This window comes from Gracilimonas sediminicola (assembly GCF_024320785.1).
Classification (GTDB): domain Bacteria; phylum Bacteroidota; class Rhodothermia; order Balneolales; family Balneolaceae; genus Gracilimonas; species Gracilimonas sediminicola.
The window spans coordinates 1,813,575-1,836,149 of sequence record NZ_JANDBC010000001.1 but is presented as its reverse complement, the minus strand read 5'-3'; the positions used below and the strand labels follow the sequence as shown (position 1 = coordinate 1,836,149).

At 45.0% G+C, this 22,575-nt stretch carries 17 protein-coding genes; 6 read left to right on the top strand and 11 right to left on the bottom strand.

The window, feature by feature from the left end; translation table 11 throughout:
• Nucleotides 1–428 precede the first annotated feature (428 nt).
• From NM125_RS08305 to NM125_RS08275, 7 genes are all read right to left on the bottom strand, one after another.
• Entirely contained in the window at nucleotides 429–1,913 is a 1,485-nt protein-coding gene (locus NM125_RS08305; protein ID WP_255134441.1) for a TolC family protein, read from the bottom strand.
• Nucleotides 1,906–3,276: an ABC transporter permease gene (locus NM125_RS08300; RefSeq protein ID WP_255134440.1), complete on the bottom strand. Its 1,371-nt coding sequence runs from the start codon at nucleotides 3,274–3,276 to the stop codon at nucleotides 1,906–1,908. Before NM125_RS08300 ends, NM125_RS08305 begins: the two co-directional genes overlap by 8 nt.
• Nucleotides 3,277–3,290: 14 nt before the next feature.
• Nucleotides 3,291–4,550 (bottom strand): efflux RND transporter periplasmic adaptor subunit, encoded by a 1,260-nt coding sequence (locus tag NM125_RS08295; RefSeq protein WP_255134439.1) that lies wholly within the window; start codon nucleotides 4,548–4,550, stop codon nucleotides 3,291–3,293.
• A gap of 220 nt (nucleotides 4,551–4,770) precedes the next feature.
• The gene (panD, locus tag NM125_RS08290; RefSeq protein ID WP_255134438.1) at nucleotides 4,771–5,196 is read right to left on the bottom strand and encodes an aspartate 1-decarboxylase; all 426 of its coding nucleotides are present in this window, start codon (nucleotides 5,194–5,196) and stop codon (nucleotides 4,771–4,773) included.
• A 10-nt stretch (nucleotides 5,197–5,206) separates the two neighbouring features.
• Nucleotides 5,207–6,058 (bottom strand): pantoate--beta-alanine ligase, encoded by an 852-nt coding sequence (gene panC / locus NM125_RS08285; RefSeq protein WP_255134437.1) that lies wholly within the window; start codon nucleotides 6,056–6,058, stop codon nucleotides 5,207–5,209.
• A gap of 63 nt (nucleotides 6,059–6,121) precedes the next feature.
• Entirely contained in the window at nucleotides 6,122–7,891 is a 1,770-nt protein-coding gene (gene sucB, locus NM125_RS08280) for a 2-oxoglutarate dehydrogenase, E2 component, dihydrolipoamide succinyltransferase (RefSeq protein WP_255134436.1), read from the bottom strand.
• 226 nt (nucleotides 7,892–8,117) lie between these two features.
• Nucleotides 8,118–8,756 (bottom strand): hypothetical protein, encoded by a 639-nt coding sequence (locus NM125_RS08275; protein WP_255134435.1) that lies wholly within the window; start codon nucleotides 8,754–8,756, stop codon nucleotides 8,118–8,120.
• A 226-nt stretch (nucleotides 8,757–8,982) separates the two neighbouring features.
• On the opposite strand from NM125_RS08275, the gene frr reads away from it, so the two are divergent.
• The 5 genes from frr (at nucleotide 8,983) to NM125_RS08250 (ending at nucleotide 16,392) form a co-directional block, all read left to right on the top strand.
• Nucleotides 8,983–9,552, top strand: coding sequence for a ribosome recycling factor (gene frr, locus NM125_RS08270; protein ID WP_255134434.1), 570 nt, complete (start codon nucleotides 8,983–8,985; stop codon nucleotides 9,550–9,552).
• A gap of 36 nt (nucleotides 9,553–9,588) precedes the next feature.
• Nucleotides 9,589–9,954 (top strand): four helix bundle protein, encoded by a 366-nt coding sequence (locus NM125_RS08265; protein ID WP_255134433.1) that lies wholly within the window; start codon nucleotides 9,589–9,591, stop codon nucleotides 9,952–9,954.
• Between the two features lie 44 nt (nucleotides 9,955–9,998).
• On the top strand, nucleotides 9,999–13,529 hold the full coding sequence (smc, locus tag NM125_RS08260; RefSeq protein ID WP_255134432.1) for a chromosome segregation protein SMC: 3,531 nt from the start codon (nucleotides 9,999–10,001) through the stop codon (nucleotides 13,527–13,529).
• Nucleotides 13,530–13,747: 218 nt separating this feature from the next.
• Nucleotides 13,748–14,683, top strand: a complete 936-nt coding sequence (locus tag NM125_RS08255; RefSeq protein WP_255134431.1) for a tetratricopeptide repeat protein — start codon at nucleotides 13,748–13,750, stop codon at nucleotides 14,681–14,683.
• Nucleotides 14,683–16,392 (top strand): asparagine synthase-related protein, encoded by a 1,710-nt coding sequence (locus tag NM125_RS08250; protein WP_255134430.1) that lies wholly within the window; start codon nucleotides 14,683–14,685, stop codon nucleotides 16,390–16,392. Before NM125_RS08255 ends, NM125_RS08250 begins: the two co-directional genes overlap by 1 nt.
• A gap of 96 nt (nucleotides 16,393–16,488) precedes the next feature.
• On the opposite strand, the gene NM125_RS08245 is transcribed toward NM125_RS08250, so the two are convergent.
• The 4 genes from NM125_RS08245 to NM125_RS08230 form a co-directional block, all read right to left on the bottom strand.
• The gene (locus NM125_RS08245; protein WP_255134429.1) at nucleotides 16,489–18,990 is read right to left on the bottom strand and encodes a M14 family metallopeptidase; all 2,502 of its coding nucleotides are present in this window, start codon (nucleotides 18,988–18,990) and stop codon (nucleotides 16,489–16,491) included.
• Nucleotides 18,991–19,071: 81 nt separating this feature from the next.
• Nucleotides 19,072–19,998: a HipA domain-containing protein gene (locus NM125_RS08240; protein ID WP_255134428.1), complete on the bottom strand. Its 927-nt coding sequence runs from the start codon at nucleotides 19,996–19,998 to the stop codon at nucleotides 19,072–19,074.
• On the bottom strand, nucleotides 19,995–20,309 hold the full coding sequence (locus tag NM125_RS08235) for a HipA N-terminal domain-containing protein (RefSeq protein ID WP_255134427.1): 315 nt from the start codon (nucleotides 20,307–20,309) through the stop codon (nucleotides 19,995–19,997). Before NM125_RS08235 ends, NM125_RS08240 begins: the two co-directional genes overlap by 4 nt.
• Nucleotides 20,296–20,532, bottom strand: coding sequence for a helix-turn-helix domain-containing protein (locus NM125_RS08230; RefSeq protein WP_255134426.1), 237 nt, complete (start codon nucleotides 20,530–20,532; stop codon nucleotides 20,296–20,298). The genes NM125_RS08235 and NM125_RS08230 overlap by 14 nt, the downstream gene beginning before the upstream one ends.
• Nucleotides 20,533–20,857: 325 nt before the next feature.
• Here NM125_RS08230 and NM125_RS15975 point away from each other — a divergent pair, with 325 nt between their 5' ends.
• Nucleotides 20,858–22,447: a Ppx/GppA phosphatase family protein gene (locus NM125_RS15975; protein WP_255134425.1), complete on the top strand. Its 1,590-nt coding sequence runs from the start codon at nucleotides 20,858–20,860 to the stop codon at nucleotides 22,445–22,447.
• Nucleotides 22,448–22,575 lie beyond the last annotated feature (128 nt).

The following is a 22,575-nucleotide window of genomic DNA, read 5'->3' as shown; positions in this document are numbered from 1 at the left end:
CAATCAATCACTTTATATCCGTGATTATCTAACCCATCCCTGTCATCCGTGTTCTATTCCAATTTCTTTTTCAAATTCAGCATAAATTTAGCACGCGGATAACGCAGATGTAACGGATTAAGATGTTTAATCTGAGTTTGAGATAAATATTGCTTCTAACTGTAAGTATATCAGGCTATGAGATCCACCTGACGGATCACCCGCCTGATGGTTGGTCTGAATGCGCCTGGTAAGCTGAATTTACAGCGGTCAGACAGACTGAAAGCCGCCTGACCGGGATACACAGACTATTATGCAGGATCATTATGCCAAACTTATGTTATTCAGTCACTTCATATCCGTGATTATCTGAACTATCCCTATCATCCGTGTTCTATTCCAATTTCTTTTTAGGTAAAGAAGAATTGGGGAACCAACATTATTATGCCTTAAATATCCGTATCTAATACGATAGGCCGACCTTGCTCGAAGTTATAGAGGGTGAGTCGGCGAAGGTTGTAGTAGCCTGTCCAGTAGTTTCGCAGGGCCTGAATGTAGCTTCGTCGGGCACTGTCCTTTTCATTTTGGGCAATGAACAGGTTCGTTACGTCAATCTTACCAATCAGGTAGCGATTTTTGGCTACTTCATATCGCCGGTCTGCAATTACATCCGAAGTTTCTGCCAGCTCAACCTGACTGCGAAGCTGTGAAAATTCCCGGACCGTACTGCGAACACTCAGGTCAAACTGCAGCTTTTGGTAGGCAATGGTATTAGCCGTTGCTGCCTGCTGATTTCGGGCCGCCTGAATCTCGGCCGTATTCTTTCCCCAGTTAAAAATGGGAATCTGAAATCCGACGGTAAAAAATTGGCGGTTTTGCGGGTCGCTGTACACCTCACTGAAATCTTCCGCCGTTTGGTTCAACCCATAACTTGCCTGTAAAGAAGCTGAGAACCCGGCTTCTTTGCGGGCCTGGTCGTATGATTGATTGGCCTGAATTTCACTAAGCTCAAACTCCAACGACGTACTGTTATTTTCCCGGGCCAGCTCCAGAGCCTTGTCTACATCAATATTCAGGTCGGGGGCTTCTTCCGGGATAATTACTTCCACTTCCGTTTCATCCGGGATTCCCAGCAATGCTTTAAAGTTTTCTTCCGCTCGCTGAAAGTTCAGGTTGGCCGTGGTAAGGGAGGTCTCGGCATTTCGAAGGGCAAGTTCACTTTGAAGAAGATCGTTTTCTGCAATACTGCCCACCTGGTAACGGCCTTGCGAAATATTATAAATAGAGTCGTTGACGGTAACGTTGAACTCGGCCACCTCAACATTAATTTTTGCCAGCAGAAAATCGAAGAAGCTTTGTGTTACATTGAAGGCGAGGTCTTCCATGTCTTCCACATACTGCTTCTGCGCAATTTGATACCGAAGCGGTTCAATCTTATTTCTCCATTTCAGGCTGTTGAACTGAAATAATGGCTGGAAGTAGGTTGCTACCAGCGGAGTACTTTGCCAGCGATAAATATTCTCTCCGTTAATTCCCCCATCAAACAAAATAAGCCGGTTGATACCACTCGACAGTGATAAGCGTCCCCCGGTAGGCATGATGTTTTGGTTGATGGAAAGATTCACCGAAGACTGTGACTGGCTTTCTTCCTGATAGGTCGTGGAACCGTCATCCAATCTGTTCGCGGTAATTGCCCGGCTATAGCTTGGGATGTCTCCATCTAAATCGAGACTGGGAAGTAAATCAGCCCGAAAGGATTTATATCTCCATTTGGCCGAAACCAGCTCAAACGTTGCCGCACGTGCCAGCGGACTATTTTGCTTGGCAATTTCAATGCTTTCTTCAAGGGTTAATGTTCGCTGAGATTGAGCTTCCAGTTCCGAAGAAAAGAAAGCGAGGGTAATAATCAGAAATCCGAAAAAACGTTTATTCATGTCGTAATGCGTGTACAGGGTCGTGTTGAGCGGCTCGTTTGGCGGGGTAGTATCCGAAGACCACACCGATGACGAGTGCTACGCCGAATGAGATGAAAATGGAAATTGGGGTTACAATAGTGGCGATATCTGCGGTTGCTTCGATGGCATAACTGAAAGCCATCCCCAGAATAATCCCGATAAAACCACCGGTAATACTTATCGTCAGAGCCTCGGTGAGAAACTGAAGTTCAATGTCTTTCTTCTGAGCTCCAACGGCCATGCGCACTCCGATCTCACGGTATCGCTCCACCACCGAAGCGAGCATGATATTCATAATGCCAATACCTCCTACAATCAGTGAAATGGAAGCAATGGAGGAAAGCACAATGTTAAAAATACGTTTGGTTCGCTGCTCCTGCTGCAATAGCTGCTCGGGAACAATAATTTCGAAATCGACCACATCATTGTGCCGACGCTGCAGCATTCGTGAAATTACATCAGCAATGGTAGCACTGTACTTCGTATCCGTAACCTTAACAATGAGTTTATCCAGCTGATTGTAATTTCCATCGCCGGAGTTATTATTCCCTCCTCCTGAGCTGCTGATCATGGCACCGCCCATAAATATTACCGACCTTCCGCCACTGCTCTGCAGGTCTTTACCGGTGAGTACAGCCCGGTTTTTAAACCTCAGCAGAACTGTTGTTGCCGGAGAATAAATATCCAGGTTGAAATTTCGGATGCCCAGGTTCTCGATGTTCTCCGTGGATACCTCTTTCTTTTCGATAACCCCAACCACGGTGAGCCATAAATGCCCCACCTTTATTTTCTTCCCAATCGGACTTTCACCGGCAAAAAATCGGGTTTTCACATCGTAGCCAATCACACAAACCGGGTCTGCATTCTTGATTTGAAGATCGCTGAAGTTGCTTCCCTCAACAATGCCCAGGTTCGAGATGCCAAAATAATCTTTATTCACCCCAATGAGTTTTCCCGTCCGAATACGAGCATCGCGGATAAATGTAGTCTCGTACATGATTTCCGGGCTGAGCTTTTCAACCTGGGGGACCAGCTGCTTAATGCTTTCAAGGTCTTCCAGGTTTAAGCCCGGAGAGAATTTTTTCTTCTCTTGTTTGGCTGAATTTTCATCCCCCACATTTCCTTCGCGCTGCTCTACCACCGGTTGAACGATGACGTTATTAGTACCCAAAAGCTCCATTTGCTTAAGCACTTCCTGCTGAGCTCCGGTACCGATGGCGAGCATGGCTATGACCGACGAAACGCCAAATATAATTCCTAATGAAGTTAGAAAAGCCCGCAGTTTATTGCGTTGAATGGCCTCAAGGGCAATATCAAGATTGTAGAGTATTTTCTGCAGCACCGCTCAGTCCTTCTTTAGTTGGATGTGATTTCTTCTTCCAGGTATAATCGCTCAATGCCGGCTGTATCCTGGGGAACCGACAAGTAAATCACATCATCTATGGAAAGCCCGCGATGAACAATCACTTCATTTTCGTTCATAAGTCCGAGCTCAACTTCCTGCATTACCGGAGACAATCCGTCTTTTTTGAAGACAAAACTGGTTGAATCCTGCACGTGAATAGTTTCCAGCGGGATATACATGGCATCAGGCACGCGGTTTACAATTACCCGGTTGCTTGTGGTCATAGCCGGGCGCAAAACACTGTCGGTTTCTGCAATTTCGATGATAACCTCATACACTTTCGAGTCCGAATTGGGTCGTTGTTCACCGATGTTGGCAACGCTGGTTACGGTTCCATAAAGGTTTTTATCGGGAATGGCATCCAGGCCTATTTCCACGTTCTGGTCTTTCGCTATTTTCTGAACATCTACTTCGTTCACATAGGTAATTGACTCCATCACGGAAAAATCTGGGAGTTCAGCAACTGTTGGGTTCCAGGCACTAATATCGCTTCCTTCGGTCACTTTGCTGCCATCATAGTTTCGTTTGTAGATCACCATTCCCTGGGCCGGGGCCTTCACCGTAAACTGCTGAAGAAGCGATCTGATTTTGTTCACTTCGTTTTGCTCTTCCTGTAAATCAGCTTCCACTTCACTCATCTGGGCTTCCGCTTGTTTTACTTTGGTGATGTAATTCTTCTTTTCCTGAGCCAGCTGTCGGCGGGCTTTATCCAGGTCAATTTCAGCCTGACGCTGAACAGCCGGGGATTCATATTTGGATTGATCCACAGCAATCTGTCGCTCTTCCAGTGCATATTCCAGGTTAATGAGATTATCACGAGCTTGCGAAAGGGTGAGCGTACTGTCCAGAGATACCTGGGTAACCTGAGACTGAGCCTGCTGAAGTTCCAGCATGGCGTCCTGCAAGCGACCTGTAATTTCGGATCGGTCCAGCTCGGCCACAAAATCTCCCTCCTTCACGATGGTGCCTTCGGGTATCAGGCGCTGAATTTTCATATTAAATAAACGAATCTCACGTACACCCTGTGGCCCCTTAATTTCAACGGATTGCTTGGCTCGCAATTCCCCGGTAGTGGTAACATCTACTACAAATTCCCCTTTCTTCGGGGTGGTGGTAAGCTCTACGGTTTCGGATGATTCTCCTCCAAAAACAAACCAGGCGATCATGGAAAGCCCAATGATGATACCCGGAATCAAATACTTTTTCTTCATGTGATAACTAATTTAGAAATGAGTACGAATATACCCTTTTTACCTATGGACGAATATACTATGTAAATAGTTTTACAAGTACGCTAATGTATTGATTTTATTATCCTATTTCCTAAATAAAATCAATAATCCGACTCTCAAGCTTCATAAAGCATCAAAGAAATGGGAAGGAGACGCTTTTGGGGAATGGCTCTCTTGAACAGCTAAAGGTGAGCAGAAGCTATTCTTCAACCAGGGTGTTATCAACCAAACCTGTTTCCAGGTCATAGCTTTTTCCGGGCTGGGTGTTATCTAAAATCTCTTTAGGGTCATTATTCTCATCTACGATAACCACCCGCGGCTTATGATCTTTGGCTTCTTCGGGTGTCATTTCCGCATAGCTGATTACGATGATGCGATCTCCAACTTGGGTCATTCTTGCGGCAGCTCCATTCAGGCAGCAAACACGGCTTCCTCTTTCGCCGGGAATGGTGTAAGTCTCCAGGCGCGAACCGTTGGTGATATTCAACACCTGCACCTTTTCGTAAGGCAACAGGTTGGCTGCATCCAATAAATCCTGATCGATGGTAATGCTACCCTCGTACATCAGGTTGGCTTCGGTTACCGCCATTTGGTGCAATTTTGATTTAAACATCGTGATTTTCATCGTACTTCAGTCAGAGATCTAAAATTATATTATCAATCAGGCGCGTTTTACCTAAATATGCAGCGCCGGCAAGGATATATGTTGTGCCCGGCTCCAATTTTTGAACCGGCTGCATATTATCCATGGAAAACACATTAAGATAATCATTTTTGAAGCCTTTCGCTTCCAGTTCATCCTGTTGATGTTTTAACAATAACTTTGGCTCATCCACTCCATCACGGATTTGCTTTTCCACATATTGTAATGCACGATATAAGCCCGGAGCAATTTTCCGTTCCTTATCGCTCAGGTAAGCGTTTCGGCTGCTGAGTGCGAGCCCGTCGTTTGCACGTGCAATGGGGGCAGCCACCAATTCAATATCATGATTGAACTCTTCCACCATTCGTGATAGAATTTGGAATTGCTGAATATCCTTTTGGCCAAAAACAGCAACATCCGGTTCAATGATGTTGAAGAGTTTATTTACCACCAGTGCAATTCCTTCAAAAAAACTGGGGCGACTTCCGCCGTCCATATCTTCATTCAGCTCGTCAATGCTGATTCCAAAATACCGTTCTCCGGAGCCGTACATGATTTTGTCGTTAGGGGTGAAGACCACTGAAACTCCTTCCTCTTCACATGCTTTCAGGTCTTTCTCCATCTGCCGCGGATAGCTGTCAAAATCCTCATTCGGACCAAACTGAGTCGGGTTCACATAAATTGAAACGACTACTTCATCGGCTTTTTGCTTAGCGAGGCGCATTAAGGACAGATGCCCTTCATGCAGCGCACCCATGGTAGGAACAAAGGCTATGGTTTTTCCGGCAGCTCTCAATTCAGCTACGCCGGAACGGATATCTGATATGGTGGAAACTTGTTTCATATTCAAATAAAAAGAGACGCCTTTGTGGGGGCGCCTCCGAATTTAGGAAATGAAAAATACATGCTATACCGTACGATCGGTATCGAAGTCTTCCAGAATCTCTTTAATACGATTCAGGAAAGCACCGCCATGGGCACCGTCAATTATACGGTGATCGTAACTCATAGAGAGGTACATCATATGGCGGATTGCGATCACATCACCGGCATCTGTTTCCATTACAACCGGTCGCTTTTCAATAGCTCCCGTTCCGATAATGGCTACCTGAGGCTGGTTAATAATGGGCGTTCCCATCAGGTTACCCACACTTCCGTAGTTAGTCAGGGTGATGGTTCCGCCCACTAAATCGTCCGGACTTAATTTCTTGCTTCGGGCTTTTTCAGCTACCTCACTTACGGAGTTGGCCAAACCAACCAGGTTCTTCTCCTGTGCTTTTTTGATGACTGGTACAATCAACCCGCCTTCGCCGCCGGTTCCAAGCGCAACCGCCAGCCCAAAGTTAATGTCTTTCTTCAGGTGAATTTCGTCATCTACAACCGAGCTGTTAATAAGCGGGAACTCCAGCATGGCGTTAATAATAGACTCAACAAATAGAGGAGTGAATGTAAGCTTGGTTCCTGTTTTCTCCTGGAACTTAACCTTATTCGCATTTCTCCATTTTACCATCTTGGTTACATCCACTTCAGCAAAGGTGGTAACATGTGCAGAAGTTTGCTTGGATCGAACCATATGTTCGGCAATCATCTTGCGCATACGATCCATCTTAATCACTTCCACATCACCGGATGGAGAATGCTTCACATCCAGCTGACCGGCTGAAATAGATCCATCGGAAGTTTTTGAACCTGATGAAGGCTTGCTGAGTCCTGCAGAAGCAGCCTGTTTCTGCTGAGCCGGAGCAGACACTTTGCCGGCTTTTCGGTCTTCAACATATGCGAGAATATCTTTCTTGGAAACGCGTCCGCCCTGTCCGGAACCATCGATGTTTTCCAGCTCTTCCTGGCTGATTCCTTCTTCTTTGGCGATGGAGCGAACCAGTGGAGAATAAAAACGCCCGTCACTGCCCACACGCTGTGGCTCGGAGCCGCCGGAAGTACCATTTGTTGCCGCTGCCGGCTGAACTTCCTGCTTCTGTTCAGCTTTAGTTTCTTTTTTCTCTTCTTTCTTAGGAGCGGGCTTACCTGAACCGGAACTTGCGGATGCTCCTTCTCCGGTTGCGATAACTGCTATTGTCTGCCCCACTTCAATCGTTTCATTTTCTTCAGCGAAAATTTCGACGAGGGTACCTGCTGCCGGGGAAGGTACTTCACTGTCAACTTTGTCGGTAGAAATCTCAAGCAGGGTTTCATCTTCCTCAACTTTATCTCCAACCTGCTTAGACCATCCGATTACAGTAGCCTCTACAACCGACTCTCCCATTTGAGGCATCTGTACTTCGATACGCTCACCTTCGTCACCACCGCCGGATGAAGCAGCGGGTGCTTCTTCCTGAGTTTCCGTTTCTTGTTGGGCTTCGGCTTCCTGCGTTTCTTCCTGTGCCGTTTCTTCGGCTTCATCAGATCCACCGGAGGATACGTCGCCGGCAGCATCTTTATCCGTTTCAATAATGGCGATCGGTTTACCTACTTCAATTACATCTCCTTCTTCAGCAAGTACTTCCACAAGTACGCCTGCTTCGGGTGAGGGCACTTCTGTATCCACCTTATCGGTGGCTACTTCCAGCAGAGTTTCGTCCACTTCAACCGTGTCGCCAACGCTTTTGGCCCACTCTATAACTGTGCCTTCCATTACCGATTCGCCCATTTGGGGCATAACCACTTCTACCTTCGCCATAAATTCTTTTGTTTTACTGCCTGTAAGGCGGTTTTAAGGAAAATTAAACGGACACTAAAGTTCAGGATAATTCCAATTAGTTCAAAATAAGTATCGTTCATTTAAAAATGAGAAAAGCGCTTTTTCAGCAGCTGCATACATCTTGATTATTTTATACCTGCTAAAGAACGATTTGAGTTGAGAACATTTCTACCCATATTGCTCCAAATTTTGCTGCAGCAGCTTTTTAACCCTCCTCAAGTAAAACTCCTCTTTTCAAATATCCGCATTTACGGTGAATAGCTTTAAGACTGTCTATATCCCCAAACCATTCCAAGGCTTCTTCCGTCCGGATGCCCGTTCGTTTCTTGCTTATATATGCATGCCAGCTGCTAAAGGGCCAGTCGTTTAGGTCATCGGTGAACCCGTGATGAATGGGGTTGTTGTGGATATAGACGAAGAGTCGAACGAAGTACTCGTCTGATTCAATAAGCTTACGCCTGAAGTTTGACATAAATAGACTTCCCTTTCGATCGTATTTTTTGTTGTAGGCTTTTGTATAGGCGTTAAAAAGGTTAGAGAACTGCTGACTGATAGCTTTACTCAAACCTTCAAGGTTTTGGAAACCTTGAAAGTTTGGCTTCTTTTTCTTCTTTCTTACAAAATCCAGGATCTCATCCTCGCTTTTGACACGCACCATAAAATGAAAGTGGTTTGGCATCAAGCAATAAGCAAAGGTATCAACAACGGGATGCACGTGGAGGCGATACTTTTTTAAGAAATAATGGTAATTATCTTTGCAGCGGAAAAAGTTATCATCCCCATTGGCGTGAGTCCAAATGTGATAGGTTCTCCCCGATTGTAATAAAATTGATTTTGCTGACATGAGTGATTCGTTACTATTTAGACCTATTAGGTCTGGCTCAAAAAAATTTCCTACTAAGTAAGAGCAAGACAAAACCAATTCCTTACAGAAAACTTTATATCACTTTCGCACTCTGCCACTTAACTCTTACTATTCGATACTCAATGTTCTTCGGGGTTTGTCCTCAGTTCTGATTTTATTAACTTCGCAAAGTTAGTCAATCAGCATAAATAAAAGTCTTGGCCTTATGATATCGGAAGAATTACAGGAAATCATCGATGAAGCTGAAATCAACATGGATGAAGCCACCGCTTACTTCAAAAAGGAACTTTCTCACGTACGTGCCGGAAAAGCCAATCCTGCTCTACTTGAGGGTATTAAAGTTGAATACTACGGTTCACAAACACCCCTGCAGCAGCTGGCCAATGTAAGCGCCCCGGAAGCCCGACTTCTGGTTGTTCAGCCTTATGATAAATCCAGTATGGAAGACATCGAAAAAGCCATTATGTCGGCCGGACTTGGGCTGAATCCCAATAATGACGGCGAACGCATTTTGATTCCCCTTCCGGTACTCACTGAAGAACGACGTAAAGAACTGGTTAAGCACTCTAAGGATATTGCTGAAAAAGCGAAAATCAGTATCCGTAACACCCGCCGGGACGCCAACGACGCCATCAAGAAAAAAGTAGAGAGCGAATCCCTTTCCGAAGACTCCAAGTACGAGGCCGAAGATGAAGTGCAAAGCCTCACCGATAAATACACCGCCAAAGTTGACGAACTCCTCGAGAAAAAAGAAAAAGAAATAATGACGGTTTAACGAGACTCGGGATGCGAGTTTCGCGTTGCGGGATTTATGAAAAGTTATACAGACTTAGAGGTTTATCAGCTTGCTTATGAATTAGCTATTGAAATTCATAAGATGTCTATGAAGTTACCTAAGTACGAGCTTTACGAACAGGGAAGCCAAATAAGAAGATCATCAAAAAGCATAAAAGACAACATAGCTGAAGGTTTCGGAAGAAGGCGTTATAAAGATGAATTTGTTCGATTCCTGATTTTTGCTCATTCTTCCTGCGATGAAACCATTTCACAATTAAACATGATCAGTGACATACACTTTTCTAAAGAACCATTGACTGGTTTGATTAATAAATATGATACTTTAGGCCGAAAATTGAACAGCTTTATCAAATACGTTGAAACAAGCTGGCAAACTTAAAACATACAATCCGCAACTCGCAACACACAGCCCGCAACCCATAAATGTATATATCCGAACTTGATCTTCAGGGATTTAAAAGCTTTGCTCACAAAACAAAAGTGAAGTTTGACAGCGGGATTACCTCTATCGTAGGCCCCAATGGCTGTGGTAAATCCAATATTGTAGATGCCCTGAGATGGGTTCTGGGTGAACAGCGCCCTTCTTTGCTGCGCTCTTCGGCCATGGCGAATGTGATTTTTAACGGAACCGCTCAAAAGAAAGCTCTGGGGATGGCTGAGGTTTCGCTGACTTTTGTGAATGACAAAGGCATTCTCCCTATCGAATACAGTGAGGTGACCATTACCCGTAGGTTGTACCGCTCTGGAGACAGTGAGTACCTGATCAACAATACCTCCTGCCGGCTTAAGGATATTATGGAGTTGTTCATGGATACCGGGATGGGCTCAGATGCCTATTCGGTGATTGAGTTGAAGATGGTTGAGGAAATCCTGAACGACAAGAACAACGACCGCCGCCGCTTGTTTGAGGAGGCCGCCGGAGTTACCAAATACAAAGATCAGCGTAAGAAAACGATTCGAAAGCTGGAATCGACCAGAAAGGATTTGCAACGGGTTGATGACCTGCTGGTTGAGCTCCGCAAGAAAGCCCGTTCGCTCGAAATTCAGGCCGAAAAGGCAGAGAAAGCCAAGGTTTATAAGGATGAACTCGAAATTAAAGACAAAGCGGTAACGCTGCACGAGTTCAACAAAATTAAATCTGAGCTGGAGCCTCTGCAGGAACGCATTACCAATGCGGATAAGGAAAAGAAGGATATCAATAAGTCGATGGAGGAGCTGGAAGAGGCTGATGAAAAAGCCCGGGCAGAACTCATCGAAAAGGAAAAACAGCAAGCTGAAGCTCAGCGCCGGGTAAGTCAGTTGCACAATGCCATTCGCGAGGCTGATACCAACCTTCGCATCACCAAAGAGAAGATTGAGAACGAAAAGAAGGTGATTGCGGAATATGCCAAAGACATTGAGCAGGGCAAAAAGGACTTAAAGGAACTGAATGAGCTGCTTGATTCGAGCCGGAAGAAGCTGGAATCGTTTGATGATGACCTGGAGAAGTCGGAGAAGGCCCTCGAGGATTCCAAAAAGAAATACGGACAGATTCAGCAGCAGTACAACCGCGAACGGTCTGAGTTGTATGAAATTGAGGTTCAGATCAGCGCCACAAATAATGAGCTGAATCAGCTTCAAACCAAGCGCATCAAAATTGAAAGCCGCCTGGAAAATACCGAAGGTGACCTGGAGCGCATCAACGATGAGATTGTGGATCTGAATGATGAGATCGACAATATGAACGGCGAGCAGGGGCTGATTGAGAAAAAGCTTGAGACGTTGGTTGTTGAACGGGATGAGCTGGAAGAAGAGTTAGAGTCGGCCCGTGAGAAACGTGAGCAATTTGCCGAAAAACAGAATGAGATTAAAGACGAGCTCCGTACCCTTCAGAGTAAAAAAGAGTCGCTGGAGTCTGAGATCCGGCTGATGAACGACCTTGCCAGCTCGAACGAAGCCTTCCCGGGAAGTGTAAAGTTCCTGATTGAAAATCACCGGTTCGACTTTAAGGATATGACCACGGTCTCTGAGATTTTCAATACCGATGAAAAGCATGCGGTAGCACTTGAAGCCGTTTTGGGTGATGTGCTGAATTTCGTGGTTGTCAAAACCTTGGATGAAGCCAAGCGAGCGGCTAAAATTCTGAAAGAAAATGATAAAGGTCGCGCCACCTTCATTCCGCTCGACCAGCTTTCAGCCACTTACCCCGTTAAAGATGGCAGCTTATTTGATGAGGTGAAGTCTAAACGGGAATATTCGGCGCTGAAGCAACTACTGTTGGGTAATGCCAAGGTTTTTGATTCGGTAGAAGACGCTTATTCCGCCACCAAAAAAGATACTGAACTGGTGGGTGTTACTTTTGATGGTGAAGTGGTTACCAATTCCCGTTTTTTCCAGAGTGGAAGTAAGAGCAAGAATGCCGGAATCCGTGTTGGGCTGAAAGACAAAATTGAGAAGCTCGAAAAAGAAGAGACCAAGACCACTAAAGAAATCTCCAAGCTGGAAGATTACCTGCAACAGATTGTTGAGAAATACGAGAAGCTGGATATAGGCGAGCTCAGCAAATCATTGAAGGAAAAAGAGCAGGAAGTCCGCCGGCTGGAACAGCAGCAACACAGCCTGAGCTCAAAAATTCAGGTATATCAGAAGAATATCGGGGAACTTGTTAACCGTAAAGACAACCTGAAAAGCAGCGAAGGCACCGCCCAGGAAGAACTCGATTCCATTCAGCCCAAGCAAAAGGAACTGCAGCAGAAAATGCTGGAGCTGGATGAACAACAGCAGGAAAAGAAAGACCTGCTCGAGACTTTGGAAGACGAACGGTCTATTGCTCAAAGCCGCTATAACGATACTCAGCTGAAACATCAGGACCTTCGCAACAAAGTGGAGAACCTGGAAAAAGAAGTTCAGCGGGCAGAGACCGGAATTGAGAATGTAGAGAAGCGGATCAAAAACCGAACCTCTATGACCGAAGAGAGTAAGGAGGAAATCGATACGCTGAGTGCCCGCATTAAAGAGCTGCAATCCAACATTGAAAAGAATGCCGAGGCTAAGAAAAAAGCCGATGAAGAGCTGGAAAAAGAGGAAGAGGCCGCCGCCAAACAGCGCGGAAAAATCAACGAGATTGAGAAAGAGCTGAAGGAAGTCCGACGCCGCAAAGAGGTGAACATGGAGCTGGTGCATCATCTGGATATGGCCCGGGAAAAAATGGAGATGCAAAGCCAGGCTTTATCAGACCATATCTGGGAAACCTATGGCATCCTGATGAAGCAGATTGAAGGCGCTGAAATGCCGGAAGACAAGACCCCCGAGGAAGTGAAGGAGCGTATCAGCTGGTTGAAGCAGAAGCTGAATAGTATCGGCGAAGTGAACCCTCTGGCCATCGAAGAATATAAAGAGGAGAAAGAGCGGCTGGATTTCTACGAAGAACAAATCCAGGACTTGGAAGAAGCCGAAGAACAGCTGCTCGAAACCATCGATGAGATTAACGAAACGGCTACCGAGCGCTTCAATAAGACCTTTGAGAGAATTCGGGTAAACTTTCAGAAAGTTTTCAAAACCCTGTTTGAAGCCGATGATTATTGTGATCTTTTAATTGAGCAGGATGTGGAAGACCCGCTGGAAGCCCGTATCGAAATTAAGGCACAGCCGCGCGGTAAGCGACCATCCGGCATTTCACAGCTCTCCGGTGGGGAGAAAACGCTGACCGCCATCGCCCTTCTATTTGCCATTTACCTGGTGAAGCCTTCTCCGTTTTGTGTATTGGATGAGGTGGACGCTCCGCTTGATGACGCCAACATCGAACGCTTTGCCAAAATGATCAAAGAATTCAGTGAAGACACTCAGTTTATCATCATCACCCACAACAAAAAGACCATGAGCAAAGCCGAAATGATGTACGGGGTTACGATGCCAACTACAGGTGTTAGTCGCTTGGTGGGCGTAAAGCTGGACGAAGTGGAAGACGTGCTCTGAGAATATTGAATAATGAACATTCAATATTGAATGTTGAAGTTTAGTTGGTTTGCAGCAGATCACTAATCCTAATTCCAACCCTAACTCCGATCACTAATCCTAACTCCACGCCTCGCTCTGATCGCTCTGCGTCGGAGCGAATTTTCGCCAGGTTCTTTAAAAATGCTTCCAAAACAATATATTCCCGTCATCATCATTCCTGAATTAACCCAATAGTTATGAAGTCTCTCATTCCGGTTTTCCTGATTTTATCATTTCTTCTAATTTCCTGTCAGCCCGAAAAAAAGCAACCGGATTTTGAGTCTCTCCCAATTTCAGTTCAATCCATTTCTTTGTTGGGCGATACGCTGAAGACCGACATTCAGGCGATTCCCCAGCGATATTTAATTCGGATTGATTCGCTGAGTAAGTTGACTTATCAGGAAGACCGGATGGTGGATCACATGATTTGGGAAGCCCGGAAAACTGCCTATGCCGGAGATTACCGCCAGGCTGTTCAGCTTTTTACCGATGCCATTAATCAGTTTCCTGATAAACCGAGATTGTACCGGCACCGCGGGCACAGATACATCACTCTCCGGGCTTTTGATTTAGCCATCGATGATTTTCAGCAAGCTGCAAAGCTTTTTGAAGGTCAGCCCGATATCACTGAAAAAGATGGCTTACCCAATGAGCAAAACATTCCGCTCAGCTCTCTCCAAACCAATACCTGGTATCACTTAGGATTGGCTCATTATCTTAAAGGAGAATACGATCAGGCTAACCTGGCTTACGAAAATGGACTTCAGGTTTCCGATAATACAGACATGCGCGTGGCTTTTTTATACTGGAAATATATGACCCTGCGAAAATTAGGCCGGGATGCGAAAGCCGGGGCATTACTCGAGCAAGTTTCACCGGATATGGAACTGATTGAAAACACCAGCTACCATGAGTTGTTGATGGTATTCAAAGGTGTGTTTTCTCCGGATGAAATCATCACCGAAGAGAACTCCGAACTTGACAATGCTACATTAGGTTACGGGCTTGGTTTCTGGCACCACATCAACGGCAGGGGAGAAAGAGCCAAAGAAATCTGGCAGGGAGTGTATGAAGCCGGCAACTGGGCAGCCTTCGGGTACATTGCCAGCGAGGCTGAGTTGGCGCAAAGTTAATGGGTTGGTTTATTGGCATAGCAGGTCGTGACCAATCACTAAAGAATTCAATTCTTTCGCTTACTTCAAGCAATGACTTTAATGTAGAGACTGAGTCCTTTTTCTTGCTTGCCGGAGGTCATCATCAAACCACTCATTACCAATTGGATGAAGATCAGCAGGCCGGGTGGGTAGCATCCGGTATCGGCATTTCGAACGATGAAAAGCCTAAGTTATACGATTTAGATGATTGGGATCAGGCCATTGGGAAAGGAGTTAATCATCTTCATCAAATTAATGGTCATTTTTCGGTCTGCCGGTGGAATGATCAGACGACCGAATTGATCACCGACCAGCTGGGAATCCGGAATGTGTTTATTCACCAGGCAAAAGATTTTGTTCTTTTTTCTACCAGGCTCGACTGGATTAAAAAACTCATTCCACATACCGCCATCAATTGTGAAAAATTTGGTAGTCGCTGGCTGGCCATTAACCAGTTTTCTAACGGTAGTTTTATAGAGGGTGTTGAACGTATTTCTCAGGGTGGTCATGCCACTATAAATCCAGAAAGAGTATCGATTTCAAATAACAGATGGAGTCATAGCCATAGAGAAGTCAACCCTCAAAGCTTCATAAATGCTTTGTCGAATTTCAGCACTCTGCCTTTAAAACAAGGACAACCTCTCTCTTTAGGACTCTCAGGTGGGCTGGACTCACGAACCCTTTTTGCTATCCTTCTTCAGCAATCAAATTCAAATTGGACCACACATACCTTTGGCGAAGCAAGACACCCGGATTTAAAAACCGCAACTTTATTAAACAGTTTTTATAACAAAGAACATTACGTTTTTGAGGAAAGGATTCCTGAAGCCAAAGAAATCGAAGACCTACTTCCTGATTTTATCGGGCAAACTATGTTAACATCAACCCCTTCACATTTTGTAGGATTTCAAGCATATAAGAAAATTCAGGATTTAGGTTTTTCAGTAATAGATGGAGGTTTTGGAGAGATAGCCAGGCGCCGCTTCATGAACAACATACTCTTAAGAGCCAAAACCGCCTTACTAAAAAAAGACATTCCGGCTTTGATTCCCTTTTTGCGGCTGGATCGGTCCGACATCTTTACTGAAGAATGCAATAACTCGATGATTTCAGGTTTAAAAGAGGAACTTCAGGAAGAAATCGATGCCATGCCGGATATCACTGAAATCGGTATAGAAAACTGGCTGGACTTATTTACTGTTAGGACTCGAGTACCAAATGCGGCAGGCCCCGAGCAAGCTCGCTCTGATAATGAGCTGCTCAATTACATGCCTTTTTTACAGCCCGATTTAATCGAGTTCGCTCTCAATTTACCCGTTAAGGACCGTAAGAATGCTCGGGTTTTTCGATCTTTTATTAAAAGAAACGCCTCCAAACTCCAGAGCGCCCCTCTCATAAAAGGAGATTACTCCTATCCATATTGGATGAAAGACTACACCTCGGCGATATGGATGAGAATAAAACAAAAACTTGGGATGAAGCACGAAAGCCCACAAACCATTGACTTCCTGATGACTATGGAAGAATACATCCGCGACCTTCATAACTCTCAATCAGCTAAAGAGTTTTCAGCCTATGACCATAGAAAAATCGATCAATTAATTACCGGCTTTTATGATGACAACAATAAAGACTTAGCCCATCAGCTGAATTGGTGGCTGGCATTTGAGGTTTTTCGCCAAATTTAGAACTCCCTTCATGCCCTTAAAGTGTGAACGTGTTTAGGTGTTAACGTAAATCATACAGTACTTCACGTTAACACCTTCGCACTTTAAGACGTTATTCTAATTCCCCACAAAGAAAACAGCATTCCCAAACAGCAGTTTACCGTTGTGCCAGAAACCGCGGAACAGGGGATTGTCAACCATATACACTACGTGACCTGCCCCCATATCCTGAACACCGAAAGCAAGCGTGTGCTCCAGAGATTCCTTCGCTTTATTTCCCACAAAACCGCTGCGATGCGCTCCCGGTTTGGCCGCTCCAACATTCCACCCGTTTGCAAGATAATCAAAAGCAGAAGACCCCAGTTTCAGTGACATGTATTCTTCATCATACCCGAAAGCTAAAGGGTGTGAGGTATCCATCGAAATCAGGAATATGCTGCCGGGATTAAAGAACTGTGCCCGTTCGCGTGAAGCTTCCCCATACTTTTGAAGCTTATCTTCAGGATCTTCACTTTCCTCATTTTCCCGCTCTTTTCTTTTCAGGCTGAAACCATCCTTTCCGGCTAAGTCATTATTGGCACTCCCAACGGCAATCAGGGTTCCGCCCGAACTTACCCATCCTTTTATAGCATCCAGTTCTCCACTTCCGACAGCACTGCCATAGGTATCCGGCAGAATTAGCACGTGATAATCATCCCAGTTTACAGAACTCACATCATCTGCATTAATCAGATTTACCGGGTAGTTGATTTGCTGATCGAAGTAGTTCCAGATATGCCCCACCATGTTAGAGTTGGTTCCTTCACCGGAGAGCAAAGCCACTTTAGGCTTCTCAATATAGCGGACCGAAGATGAGCCGAAATCTTTGCCGGAATCCACAAATCCTGTAGCAACAGGAGTGACAATCCGGTTCAGCAAATTCGCTTCATCCTTCACAATTCCATCAAACTTATCCCCCAGTTTTTCATTTCCGTTGCGCGTGATGATTAAGGTGCCAGGAGCATATTCTTTTCCGTTCAGGGTGAAAGCCTTTTCAGCATACCGGACCGCAACACCTTCATCCAGCAGTCGTGCCAGGTATCTCAAGTCTTCAATAGAATTCCATTTTGCGAGATAAGCATACGGCTTGTCGAGAACCGGAGTGAGCTCATCTTCCATACTCATGGAAAGGGGCTCGGTATCCAGCTGACCTTTGATTGCATAGCCATCCACTCCATAGGCATAGTGCATTTCCCAGGCGGTGATATCATAAGTGAGTGAATCTGCAAGCTCGGGCTTTGGCTCAAACAACACCCGAACCAGCGTCCCCTTGGGTTGATACGTGCTAATCACATAATCACCTTCCTCGATGGAAACCCGACCCGTTTCACCCGTGCTGTAATCGTATCCGTTTGCATTGGAAGAACGGCTTGCCACTCCAAAATCGATGCGCTGATTTACCAAGTATCTCAGCAGCCGGGATACTTTATCCGGGTTGCTGCTCTTTTTCACTACAAAGGTTTTGTATTCGCCGGCTCCATTTCGGTTTGTATTGGTGAAATAATCCGAAAACTCCTGAATCACCCGCTTCGAATTTTGAGCGGTAATTTCCACCGTCGAAAGACCGCTTACGGTGTGATGAGTAAGCCGATCGAGTAAAGTAAGGGTATCCCCTTCGGCGGTGATTACTCCGCGCCCGGCAGAACTGTGGCCGGCCTGCTCATAAGTCATCCCGATAGCCCCATTGAATGTAGGCCAGGTATCCCCGTAGCTTGGATAGAACAGGTCAAAAACCTCGCGGGTAAAGTACAGCCAGTTTTCTTCGTCAAAGTATTTGGTGTGGTTTTTACCAATCATGGTCTGAAACTGCCGCTGCCAGTCTGTGATCGCCATATGGAACGGCTCGGCTGCCGGAGCGAAATAATACGGTGAATTGTATCCCTGCTCATGGAAGTCGACATGCACATGAGGCATCCACTCGTTATAAACGCGGATTCGTTGCTGACTCTCCACTTGCGTTTGCCATGCCCAATCCCGGTTCAGATCAAAATAATAGTGATTGGTTCTGCCGCCCGGCCACGGTTCATGGTGTTCACGCGTTTCAGGATGTACATTCTTATTCTCCCCAACCACGCTTCTGTACCAATTCACATAACGATCACGTCCGTCCGGATTTACCATCGGGTCCATAATTACCACGGTATTCTCCAGCCAATTAGCATTTTCTGTAACCAGTTTATAAACGGTATTCAGGGCAGCTTCACTGGATGAAGTTTCATTTCCGTGTACGTTATAACTCATCCATACAATCGCCTTTTGATTGGGACTCGGAGTACCGGCTTCAAGGTCGGCCAGTTTTAAATTATTCGTACGAATTTCATCCAGATTTTGGTGATTAGCCTCGGTTGTAACAACCGCATACATCAGCTCGCGACCTTCATTGGTGGTTCCGTATTGGGTAAGGGAAACCATCGGGGACTCATCAGCTACGTGCCGGAAATAATTCATCACTTTATAGTGAGGAGTCCACTTTTCACCCAATTCATACCCTAAAAATTCAGCCGGTGACTGAAGCTGGGCAAGCGCGCTTCCGGTTACTAATAAACAAGCTGCAACAGCTGTTAAAACAAATTTCTTCATACTTACGAGGTAATTATTCCTTTTTAAAAGTTGGTTAATGGTAGGTATTCAAAAGCGAGTGCACAAGTAAATTTTGGTAAGTCAGTTTAGAGCCTGAAACCGTTGTTCCAGGATTTCAAAGTAGGCTTCTTTTTTTTCGTCGCTTAAAAAACTGATTTTAATTAGCCTTTCCCATTCCTGGCGTGCATCCCAAAGGTCTTTTTTAATAGTTGTGAGCACTTTATTATTCAACTCCATTCGCTCTTCACCAAAATACTTGAAAAAAATAGCCTGAGTGAAGTTGGACTTCTTCCCCTTCAGTGGAAGTGCCATCTCTTCCACGGGGTTTGACATTACGATCGTTGTATTTAAAAGGTCATAAGCCGGAGAAAGCTCTGTTTTTTGATCTCTGTATATAAAGGAGAAGTTTTTTAAGTGCATGTCTTCGTTTCCGCATAAGAAACAAAACAAGGTCCTTCGAAATAGCTTCATTTTCTCCACCATGGGAAAAGTACAGTACTTATCAATTAGTGAAATTACTTTCTCCATCGAGTAATTGTATTTTGTTTCCCGGCTCATTCCTGCTACCTGAGCAAAATCTTCAACATGAACTTTACCTGCTTGCCCGAATCTGTCGAACCGCTTAATGAAGTAAAGCAGCGACTGGTCTTTCGCATAGATCAATCCATGTAATGGCACTTCAATACCTGCTGCCTTAGCCATTTTCATCGTTACATCTTCATTTTCAGGAACTTCATCATAGTCTGATAACTGAGGCTTCAGTATGTAACTTCCCTGCCTGTCCACAATTTTAAACGATTCGTTCTTAATACTTAATTGTGCACTTAGTTTGGGCTGTACTCCGGCTATCGACATTTTCGTCATTCTCTTTTGGGCTTCCTGAACCTGCTCCTTTCGGTCAAAAGGCAAAGGTTTTAACTCCTTTAGTGCAGGGTTGAGCTTATTAAGACCGGTTTTACTGTACCGTCCCGAGGCGATTCTCTCGTAGGTTATCGGACATCGGGTCATGCTTTAATCTCCTTAACAGTTACTGCCCCAACGGTATCCTCACCTACCGCCATCAATTGTGCAAACCGATCGTTTCTGTCAATTTTTTTAGTTCTTAAAAGAGCCTCCAGGTTTACGCCTTCCGGAAGCAGTCCCTCAAAAAAAGGCGGGAAGTGTTCAAATTTAAACTCTTTGTCTTCAACAGGCATCGTTACTGATATAGCTTTCCCTTTGTATGAATCATCGTAAATGAATCGATATTTTTGGTTTAGCTCATCCTCAATTAGCCAACCGGCTTCTTCATTATGCATATAAACCTTAGCCTTTCTCATTTGATACCTCCTTCAAACAGTAATCCATCAACGGGCTCTCTAATTTTATATCAATATTGAGTACACTGCATACTTTTTGAAAGCTCTCAAATTGAACTGTTTCTTTGCCATGCTCGATATCGAATACTACCGTCTTACCTACACCGGCTAAATCAGCTAATTGTACTTGTGTTAAATTACTCTGTTTTCTATGACAGCGAATAAGTTTTCCAAAATAATTCATAATAATTTTATTTACCGTTATAGCAGTTATTAATCTTATTATACAACTCGAACATCCTAAAAACAATGCAAAATAAAAATAATTACCGCTTAAACAGTAATTTTACAACTTGAACAGCAATTTGCCCTGAACAATCCCTTAAAAAAGACTTTATCACTGCTAAAGCAGTAAATAATTGCATGTTAAAAGTGAGCAAATAGTAAATTCTTCAACACTCATGCAATGTGTTTGCCCGTTTTTTCTACAGAATGGCAGTCATTCCCCATTATCAAAATGGTTATCTTTTGTGTATGATTAATCCAAAGCTCCAAATCAATTATCCAGCGTGATCATCAGCAGTAGTAACAACCAGGTTGCCCCCATCAAACGCATCGCCGCCATCGACATTGGCACCAACTCCTTCCACGCCATTATAGTTGATGTTTACTCCGACGGCAGCTTCCGAACGCTCGACAAACTCAAGGAAATGGTTCAGCTTGCCAAGGGCGGAATGGGCAAACGCCTTTCTGACGGGGCATTTAAACGAGGGTTAACGGCGCTAAGAAATATCAAGCGACTGGCTGACAGCTACGAGTGTGAAGAAATTCTGGCCTACGCAACCAGTGCTATTCGGGAAGCAGAAAACGGCGGGGAGTTCATTCAAAAAAGCATTGATGATATTGGCATTAAAATGAATGCCATTCCCGGCCGTGTTGAAGCCGAGCTGATCGGACTTGCGGTCCGACATGGAGTGAAGCTCACAGAAGAACCAGTCCTGATGGCTGATGTTGGGGGTGGAAGCGTGGAGTTTCTGATCGGAAATGAAAAGGAATTCTTTTATACCGCCAGCAAGAAAATCGGGGTTTCCCGGATGACGGAAATCTTCAAACCCGCCGACCCTATTACCGATGAAGACATTAAAAAGCTGGAAACCCACTACGAAGAACAACTCCGGGATGTAGCCCAGGCATTTGCCCAGCACCGCACCGATACCATTATCGGGTCTTCGGGTACCATGGAAAACATTGCTCAGATGATTGCCGCCCGCAAGGATAAGTCCATCGATGTTACGCTGAACGAGATGGAGTTTTCGGCTGAAGAATTCAAAAAGTTCTATGATTGGTTTATTAAACTCAGCAAGAAAGAGCGCAAAAAAGTTGACGGACTGGATACCAAGCGGGTAGGCTTTATCAATACCGGGGTGGTGTTGCTGGACTTTCTGATCCGGAAGTTTGGCATTAAAACGGTAAAAATTTCTTCCCAGGCACTGCGCGAAGGGATTGTAATCCGCTACCTGAAGAAAGACATGATTGGGCTGCAGTGGTCGGGAGCTTTTGCAGACCCAAGGCGACGTAGTGTTTTTGAGCTCCTTAGAAAAACAAACTGGCATGAAGCGCATTCCCGCCATGTAGCAAATATGGCCCTCACTATTTTTGATGCGCTGGAAGATGAACTTGAGCTGACTTTGAACGACCGTGAACTGCTGGAATATGCCAGCTATCTCCATGACATCGGATACTATATTTCTCACTCCAAACACCACAAACATGCCCTGTATATCATCCGTCACTCTGATTTGAAGGGCTTTAAGGAAGACGAGATTGAGATCATCGCTAATGTGGCCCGTTACCACCGGCGTTCAACCCCAAAAAAACGACATGGTGAGTACTGGAAAATGCCCCCGGCTATTCGCAAGCGAATCAAAAAGCTTTCGGGCATTCTTCGCGTGGCAGATGGGCTGGACCGAAGTCACTATCAGAATGTGAAAGACCTGCAGGTTTATTCTGAAAAGGATCAGATCAAGTTGAATATCCGTACTGAGGGAGAGCCTTATCTGGAAATTTGGGGAGCCGAACGTAAATCTGACCTGCTTAAAGAAGTGACGGGCAAGAAGATTAATATTGAGCGGGTGATTGAACCGGCTTATATCGGTTAATAAAAAAAGCTCCAACGCTGAACGTTGGAGCTACATCAAGTTTATAAAAAACGTAGGTCGGACAGGCTGTCCGACCTACGTTTTTTGAGACATCATCCCAATGGAAAACCGCACAAGCGGACGCTTGC

What these genes read in the sequence shown, in the direction of transcription:
- NM125_RS08305 (WP_255134441.1), bottom strand. Translation starts at nt 1,913, where the DNA reads ATGAATAAACGTTTTTTCGGATTTCTGATTATTACCCTCGCTTTCTTT.
- NM125_RS08295 (WP_255134439.1), bottom strand. Translation starts at nt 4,550, where the DNA reads ATGAAGAAAAAGTATTTGATTCCGGGTATCATCATTGGGCTTTCCATG.
- panD (WP_255134438.1), bottom strand. Translation starts at nt 5,196, where the DNA reads ATGAAAATCACGATGTTTAAATCAAAATTGCACCAAATGGCGGTAACC.
- panC (WP_255134437.1), bottom strand. Translation starts at nt 6,058, where the DNA reads ATGAAACAAGTTTCCACCATATCAGATATCCGTTCCGGCGTAGCTGAA.
- sucB (WP_255134436.1), bottom strand. Translation starts at nt 7,891, where the DNA reads ATGGCGAAGGTAGAAGTGGTTATGCCCCAAATGGGCGAATCGGTAATG.
- NM125_RS08275 (WP_255134435.1), bottom strand. Translation starts at nt 8,756, where the DNA reads ATGTCAGCAAAATCAATTTTATTACAATCGGGGAGAACCTATCACATT.
- frr (WP_255134434.1), top strand. Translation starts at nt 8,983, where the DNA reads ATGATATCGGAAGAATTACAGGAAATCATCGATGAAGCTGAAATCAAC.
- NM125_RS08265 (WP_255134433.1), top strand. Translation starts at nt 9,589, where the DNA reads ATGAAAAGTTATACAGACTTAGAGGTTTATCAGCTTGCTTATGAATTA.
- smc (WP_255134432.1), top strand. Translation starts at nt 9,999, where the DNA reads ATGTATATATCCGAACTTGATCTTCAGGGATTTAAAAGCTTTGCTCAC.
- NM125_RS08255 (WP_255134431.1), top strand. Translation starts at nt 13,748, where the DNA reads ATGAAGTCTCTCATTCCGGTTTTCCTGATTTTATCATTTCTTCTAATT.
- NM125_RS08250 (WP_255134430.1), top strand. Translation starts at nt 14,683, where the DNA reads ATGGGTTGGTTTATTGGCATAGCAGGTCGTGACCAATCACTAAAGAAT.
- NM125_RS08245 (WP_255134429.1), bottom strand. Translation starts at nt 18,990, where the DNA reads ATGAAGAAATTTGTTTTAACAGCTGTTGCAGCTTGTTTATTAGTAACC.
- NM125_RS08240 (WP_255134428.1), bottom strand. Translation starts at nt 19,998, where the DNA reads ATGACCCGATGTCCGATAACCTACGAGAGAATCGCCTCGGGACGGTAC.
- NM125_RS08235 (WP_255134427.1), bottom strand. Translation starts at nt 20,309, where the DNA reads ATGAGAAAGGCTAAGGTTTATATGCATAATGAAGAAGCCGGTTGGCTA.
- NM125_RS08230 (WP_255134426.1), bottom strand. Translation starts at nt 20,532, where the DNA reads ATGAATTATTTTGGAAAACTTATTCGCTGTCATAGAAAACAGAGTAAT.